General features: G+C 72.0%; 10 protein-coding genes. 8 read left to right on the plus strand and 2 right to left on the minus strand.

What is annotated here, in order from left to right; genetic code table 11:
- A partial coding sequence (locus BN12_RS25300) for a hypothetical protein (protein WP_162233094.1) occupies window positions 1–214 on the minus strand: 214 nt, incomplete at its 3' end.
- Window positions 215–305: 91 nt separating this feature from the next.
- Here BN12_RS25300 and BN12_RS16235 point away from each other — a divergent pair.
- From BN12_RS16235 to BN12_RS16250, 4 genes are all read left to right on the plus strand, one after another.
- On the plus strand, window positions 306–830 hold the full coding sequence (locus BN12_RS16235; protein ID WP_048554081.1) for a peptidylprolyl isomerase: 525 nt from the start codon (window positions 306–308) through the stop codon (window positions 828–830).
- Between the two features lie 93 nt (window positions 831–923).
- Window positions 924–1,775, plus strand: coding sequence for a rhomboid family intramembrane serine protease (locus tag BN12_RS16240; RefSeq protein ID WP_327152703.1), 852 nt, complete (start codon window positions 924–926; stop codon window positions 1,773–1,775).
- A 51-nt stretch (window positions 1,776–1,826) separates the two neighbouring features.
- The gene (locus BN12_RS16245; RefSeq protein WP_048554088.1) at window positions 1,827–2,471 is read left to right on the plus strand and encodes a CPBP family glutamic-type intramembrane protease; all 645 of its coding nucleotides are present in this window, start codon (window positions 1,827–1,829) and stop codon (window positions 2,469–2,471) included.
- Window positions 2,472–2,527: 56 nt separating this feature from the next.
- Entirely contained in the window at window positions 2,528–3,934 is a 1,407-nt protein-coding gene (locus tag BN12_RS16250; protein ID WP_048554090.1) for a tryptophan-rich sensory protein, read from the plus strand.
- Between the two features lie 71 nt (window positions 3,935–4,005).
- On the opposite strand, the gene BN12_RS16255 is transcribed toward BN12_RS16250, so the two are convergent.
- Window positions 4,006–4,254, minus strand: coding sequence for a cell division protein CrgA (locus BN12_RS16255; RefSeq protein ID WP_048554092.1), 249 nt, complete (start codon window positions 4,252–4,254; stop codon window positions 4,006–4,008).
- A gap of 82 nt (window positions 4,255–4,336) precedes the next feature.
- Between BN12_RS16255 and BN12_RS16260 the strand changes: the two genes are divergently transcribed.
- From BN12_RS16260 to BN12_RS16275, 4 genes are all read left to right on the plus strand, one after another.
- Window positions 4,337–5,065, plus strand: coding sequence for a DUF881 domain-containing protein (locus BN12_RS16260; RefSeq protein WP_083454707.1), 729 nt, complete (start codon window positions 4,337–4,339; stop codon window positions 5,063–5,065).
- Window positions 5,066–5,082: 17 nt separating this feature from the next.
- The gene (locus BN12_RS16265; RefSeq protein WP_235432435.1) at window positions 5,083–5,769 is read left to right on the plus strand and encodes a class E sortase; all 687 of its coding nucleotides are present in this window, start codon (window positions 5,083–5,085) and stop codon (window positions 5,767–5,769) included.
- A gap of 7 nt (window positions 5,770–5,776) precedes the next feature.
- On the plus strand, window positions 5,777–5,986 hold the full coding sequence (locus BN12_RS16270; RefSeq protein WP_048554096.1) for a hypothetical protein: 210 nt from the start codon (window positions 5,777–5,779) through the stop codon (window positions 5,984–5,986).
- A gap of 107 nt (window positions 5,987–6,093) precedes the next feature.
- Window positions 6,094–6,750: an aminodeoxychorismate/anthranilate synthase component II gene (locus BN12_RS16275; RefSeq protein ID WP_048556503.1), complete on the plus strand. Its 657-nt coding sequence runs from the start codon at window positions 6,094–6,096 to the stop codon at window positions 6,748–6,750.
- Window positions 6,751–6,771 lie beyond the last annotated feature (21 nt).

Genomic DNA, 6,771 nt, shown 5'->3' on the forward strand with positions numbered 1-6,771 from the left:
GGGCGGCCAGCTCGGCCGCCCTGTCGGCCGTCACGGACGCCTTGCCGAGGATCTCCGGAGCGGCGTCGGCAACCTTGTCCTTGAGATCGGCCGCTGCCTCGGCGGCCGATCCCGCGTAGTCGCTGGCGGCGTCCTGAACCCGCTCCGTCTTGCTCTTGCTGCCGAACACGTGGTGCTCCTTCGCCGAACGAACCGTGACTGCTTCCCTCGCCATCTTTGCATCGTTCGGCGCGTGGAGGGCACCTGGCCAGCGGTGATGCCCCGGTATGCGTGGCGCAGCGGGCGCCCGTGCGAGGATTGGGCGCATGACGGCAACGCGCGCGACGCTGCACACGAACCACGGCGACATCGCCATCGAGCTCTTCCCCGACCACGCCCCGAAGACCGTTGCGAACTTCACCGGCCTGGCGAGCGGGGAGAAGGAGTACACCGACGACGCCAAGCGGTCGAACCCGACGAGGTTCTACGACGGGCTCGTCTTCCACCGGATCATCGAGGGCTTCATGATCCAGGGCGGCGACCCCCTCGGCCAGGGCTTCGGCGGACCCGGCTACACCTTCGACGACGAGATCCACCCCGACCTGCAGTTCAACCGTCCCTACCTGCTCGCGATGGCGAACGCCGGCAAGCGGATGGGCAAGGGCACCAACGGTTCCCAGTTCTTCATCACCGTCGTCCCGACGCCGCACCTCAACGGCAAGCACACGATCTTCGGCGAGGTCGCCGACCAGCCCAGCCGTGACGTCGTGGACGCCATCGCGGCCGTGCGGACCGACCGGTCCGACAAGCCGGTCGACGCCGTCGTCATCGAGTCCGTCGAGATCTCCTGACGCGCGTCCCGCCGTGACCGGACAGGGCCGAAGACCCGCGTGACCGAGCCACCCGCCGTCCCCTCGAGCTCACCCGAGCCGGCGCCGGAGCCGGTGTGTCCTCGCCACCCGGACCGGGTGGCCTACGTGCGCTGCCAGCGGTGCGGCCGCCCGGTCTGTCCCGAGTGCCAGCGCCCGGCCGCCGTGGGTGTCCAGTGCGTGGACTGCGTGCGGGAGCAGGCGCGGACCGCGCGGGTCGGGACGACGGTCTTCGGGGGGCGAGTGACCGCGGGCCGGCCCGTCGTCACCCTCTCCCTCATCGGGATCTGCGTCGTCGTCTGGCTCCTGGAGCTCGTGAGTCCCGCCTTCGAGTCGCGGATCGTCTTCGCCCCCGTCCTGGGTCAGAGTCAGCCGTGGCGGTTCCTCACCTCCGCCTTCGCGCACGACCGGACCTTCGTCCTGCACATCGTGTTCAACATGTATGCGCTGTTCATCGTCGGGTCCTACCTCGAGCCGCTCCTCGGCCGGATCCGGTTCGCCGCCCTCTACCTCATCTCGGCGCTCGGTGGCAGCGTCGTCTACCTCCTCATGGCCCACAAGCCGACCCCCGCCGAGCTCCTCGCGGGCGAGGGAGGCAGCTGGTACACCGGGCTCGTCGGAGCCTCGGGTGCTGTCTTCGGGCTCTTCGGCGCACTCCTCGTCCTCAACCGGCGGCTCGGCCGGTCGTCGGCGGCGATGTACGCCACGATCGCCATCAACGCCGTCCTCGGGTTCACGATCCCCGGCATCGCGTGGCAGGCCCACCTCGGCGGGTTCGTCACCGGTGTGGTGTGTGCCGCGATCATCGCGTATGCGGGACAGCCGGCACCCGGCCGGCCGGCGCGGCACGACCTGCACGGCATCGGGTTGGCCGCGGTCACCGTCGTGCTCGTCCTGCTCGCCGTCGGCAAGTACGCCATCACCTGAGCCCAGCCGGCTCGCGCGGCAGCGGCGCGCCGCGGCCCGTAGCGTGGACGTGTGGAGCCGGCCGACGCCCTCGCGCGGCGACGTGTCGTCGTCGCCGCGACCCTCGTCGTCGGCACTGCGCTGCTCACCTGGGCGACCAGGGTCGAGCCGGGCGACGCCCTCTTCTACCCCGTCACCCTCGTGCTGGCGCTCACGTGGGCCGGCGGCGCGCGCCTGTCCGGCCCGGTCGGCTGGCACGCGACGAACCGGGACCGGGGCGCCCACCCGCTGACCGGCGGAGTCCTGCTCGGCGGCGGGCTGCTCGTCCTCTTCCTCCTCGGCGCCGTCGCGGTCACGCGGGTCCCCACCCTCAGCGACCCCGTCGACCAGCTGCTCGACCACGCCCGGGAGGGCTCGCTGCCGGTCGTCGTCGTCCTCACGGCGGTGACGGGGACGGCCGAGGAGATGTTCTTCCGCGGGTCGCTCTACGAGGCCCTGCGCGACCACCGGCCCGTCGCCGTCACGACCGTCCTCTATGCCGTGTCCGCGCTCGGCAGCGGCATCTGGCTGCTCGTCCTCGCGGCCGGGCTCCTCGGCCTGGTCACCGCGCTGCAGCGGCGCGGCGGCAGCGGCGTCGGCGCGGCGGTCGTCACCCATCTCACGTGGTCGCTCGGCATGCTCCTCCTGCTCCCACTCGTCCTCGACGCCCTGTCCTGACCCGGCGGATCCGCATACCCGGTAGCACGCCAACTCACCCCGAAGGAGACCCACCGATGACCACCACTCCAGGACGGGCGCTCGTGACGGGCGCCTCCGGCTACGTCGGCGGGCAGCTGGTCCCCGCCCTCATCGAGCGCGGCTGGAGGGTCCGGGTGCTGTCCCGCAGCGCGAGCCACCTCGCGGGCCGTGCGTGGTCGGACGACGTCGAGGTCGCCGAGGGCAGCGTCGACTCGGCCGACGACCTCGCGGCAGCCCTCGCGGACGTCGACGTCGCCTACTTCCTCGTCCACTCGATGGACGGCGCGGCCGACTTCCGGCGCCGGGACCGCGACAACGCCCGCACCTTCGCCGCCGCGGCCGAGCAGGCCCAGGTCGGGCGCATCGTCTACCTCGGCGGCCTGCACCCCGACACCGGCCTGTCCGAGCACCTCGCCTCACGCGTCGAGGTCGGCGAGATCTTCATCGAGGGGACGGTCCCGGCCGTCGTGCTCCAGGCGGGCGTCGTCCTCGGCGACGGATCCGCGTCGTTCGACATGCTGCGTCACCTCACCGAGCGGCTGCCCGTCGTCGTCGCGCCGAGGTGGCTGCGCAACGCGATCCAGCCCGTCGCCGTCGACGACGTGGTCTTCTACCTCGCCGAGGCGGCCGCCCTCCCGCCGGACACGAACCGGGCCTACGACGTCGGCGGCCCCGACGTGTTGACCTATGCCGACATGATGAAGCGGTACGCCGCCGTCACCGGCCTCGGACCGCGGCTCATCGCGACGGTTCCCGTCCTCACGCCGGAGCTCGCGAGCCGGTGGGTGGGCCTCGTGACGCCCGTCCCGTCCGGGATCGCCCGACCCCTCGTCGGCAGCCTCATCAACGACGCGGTGTGCGATGAGAACGACATCCTGCGGGACGTCGGGGAGCCGGAGGGCGGGCGGCTCGGGTTCGCCGAGGCGGTGCGGCGGGCGACGGCCGACCTCGACCCGTCGGCGTTCCGGTCGGCGATGACGCTCACCGGGAGCATCGTCGGGGCGGCGGCCGCGGCCGGGTCGTTCCTGTCCAACCCGCGCAGTGCGTGGTATCGCTCGCTGCGGCTGCCCTCGTGGCAGCCGCCGGCGCTCGCCTTCCCCGTCGTCTGGACCGCCCTGTATGCCGACGCCGCGGTGACGACCGGCGCGAGCGTGGCCGAGCTGCGTGAGGGGGACCGCGACGAGGAGGCGACGGCGCTGGTCCGGGCGGTCGTGGTGAACATGGGGGTCAACGCGCTGTGGAGCGCGGTCTTCTTCCGGATGCACCGGCCCGGCGCGGCGACCGTCGTCGCGGGCCTGCTCACGATGAGCGGCGCCGACCTCGTGCGGCGGGTCGCGACCGTGCGGCCAGGACGGGCCGCGGCGCTCGCGGCATACCCCGCGTGGTGCGCGTTCGCGACCGTCCTGTCGGCGGCCGTCGCGGCCCGCAACCGCTCCCGCTGATGCCCCGCGGTGCCGTCGTCCACAGGGTTATCCCCCGCCTGGGGACGAATCACATCGGTGTAAGACGGTCGTCAGCGCCAGCGGGTCGTCATCGCGAAGCCGGCGAGCATGAGCGCGAAGCCGACGCCGAGGTTCCAGCGGCCGATCTGGGAGAGGGGGTACTGCTCGCCCGTGATGTAGTACGTCGCGGTCCACAGCAGGCCGACGATCATGAGGGTGCACATGAGCGGCACGAACCAGCGCGGGTTGCCCACCTTCACCTTCTGGGCGCGTGGGGGCGGGGTGAAGGCGGGCTTCGGCCGCCCCTTCGACTCGGGCACGGGGACACACACTCCTTGCATACGGCGTCGTGACTTAGCGTAGATGCACCGCACGGCACGAACCCAACCCACGGGAGGCGCGATGGCCCGCAAGGTCACCCTGTGGGCCGCGCTCGTGCCCGTCGTCGGCATCCTCGCCGGCGCGCTGTTCGCCGGCAGCTCCCACGCCGCACAGGGCACCGACCTGAGATCGGCGACGGCCGACCTGCCCGACCTCATCCGCAAGCAGACGCTGACGAACGCCGCACGGACGAGTCAGCTGTCGGGAGTCCAGTCCCAGGTCGACGCCCTGGAGAAGCAGAGTGCGCCCTACGACGCCCAGCTCAAGGCGCTCCAGGCGAAGGGGGATGCGCTCGCCGACCCCGCCGGGCGCACCGCGGTCCGGGGCCCCGGTGTCACCGTCACCCTCGACGACTCGCCCCTGCGCGGCGACCAGATCCCGCAGGGGATGACGGCCGACGACGTCGTCGTCCACCAGCAGGACGTGCAGGCCGTCGTCAACGCCCTGTGGCGTGGTGGCGCCGAGGCGATGATGCTCATGGACCAGCGCGTCATCTCCACGAGCGCCGTCCGCTGCGTCGGCAACACCCTCATCCTCCAGGGCCGCGTCTACTCGCCGCCGTTCGTCATCACGGCGATCGGTGACCCGGACCGCCTCGAGGCGGCGCTCGACGCGGATCCGACGATCGAGATCTACCAGGAGTACGTCGACGCGGTCCAGCTGGGCTGGAACGTCAAGTCGTCCTCGCGCCTCGCCTTTCCCGCATACAGTGGGTCCATTCGTATGCAGTACGCATCGCCCGTCGAGTAGCCAGGGGGGTTGGTCGGGTGCGCGGGGTCCGGGGGGCCGTCCACGTCGTCGGTGAGCTGATGATCACCGTCGGCGTCCTTCTGCTCGCCTTCCTCGTGTGGCAGCTGTGGTGGACCGACGTGACGGCCAATCACCACCAGCAGCAGCAGGTGCAGGACCTGGAGCGGCAGTTCGCGCAGCCGCAGACGTCGTCGACGACCGACGCCGTCCACCCGACGGGCCGGCTCGGCGACGCCTTCGCCCTCGTCCGCATCCCCCGGTTCGGATCCGACTACGTCCGGCCGGTCCACGAGGGGACGACGACGGACATCCTCCAGGAGGGCATCGGCCACTACGTCGGCACGGCCGCCCCCGGCCGGGTCGGCAACTTCGCGACCGCCGGGCACCGGACGACCTACGGCAAGCCCTACTCCGACATCGCCGAGCTCAAGGACGGCGACGCCGTCGTCGTCGAGACGAAGAAGGCGTACTACGTCTACCGGGTCACCTCCCACGAGATCGTCCTGCCGACGACCGTGTCGGTCATCGCGCCGACCCCGGACCGGCCGGGTGTCAAGCCGACGAAGGCGATGATGACGATGACCTCGTGCAACCCCAAGTACAGCGCGGCCCAGCGCTACGTCGTCCACGCCGAGCTGGCCGACAGCTACACCCGGTCGCAGGGACTGCCCAAGAGCGTCCTCGCGACCCCGAAGGGAGCGTGACCGGGAGATGTATGCCGCGCTCTGGCACCTCCTCCCCGGGCCCCGCTGGGCCAAGGCCCTCCAGTGCCTCGTCCTCCTCGTCGTCGTCCTCGCCGTCTGCTTCTGGTGGGTCTTCCCGGCCATCGCGCCGCACATGCCGTTCAACGACTCGACGGTCGACGGGACCGGCGCGATCGGCTCTGTAACGCCCGCCGCCGCCGCGGCAATACACGGCTGAACAACCGCGAGGGGGACGGGCGTTCACGACGGCGGCACCGCGCCGGCAGGGACAGGGTTTGGGGCGCGGTGGCCGCCGTCCTGCCGTCGGGTGGGACAATCGGACCCGTGACCCGCGTCCTCGTCGTCGACAACTACGACAGCTTCGTCTTCACGATCGTCGGCTACCTCGAGCAGCTCGGGGCCTCCTGCACGGTCGTGCGCAACGACGCCGTCACGCCGCAGGAGGGCGCGGCATACGACGGCGTCCTCGTCTCACCCGGACCGGGAACGCCGCAGGAGGCCGGGGTCTCCGTCGCGATGATCGAGGCGTGCGCCGAGCGGGCGCAGCCGATGCTCGGCGTGTGCCTGGGGCACCAGGCGCTCGGCGTCGTCATGGGCGCGACGGTGGGCCGGGCCCCCGAGCTGCTCCACGGCAAGACCTCCCGCGTCGCCCACGACGGCTCGGGCGTCCTCGACGGGCTGCCGACGCCGTTCACGGCGACCCGCTACCACTCGCTGACCATCGACCCCGACACGATGCCGGACACGCTCGTCACGAACGGACGGACCGCGTCGGGGATCGTCATGGCGGTCCGGCACCGCGACCTCCCCCTCCACGGGGTGCAGTTCCACCCCGAGAGCGTGCTGACCGAGGGGGGTCACCGGATCCTCGCGAACTGGCTCGCGATGTGCGGCCTCGCCGACGCCGTCGCGCGGTCCGGCGGCCTCAGCCCGCTCGTCCGCGACGCCCACGGGGTGGCCCGGATGGTCGAAGCCGGCTGAGCCGACCCGTCACGGCGGGGG

The sequence above is a fragment of the Nostocoides japonicum T1-X7 genome, assembly GCF_001046855.1.
Taxonomy (GTDB): Bacteria; Actinomycetota; Actinomycetes; order Actinomycetales; family Dermatophilaceae; genus Nostocoides; species Nostocoides japonicum.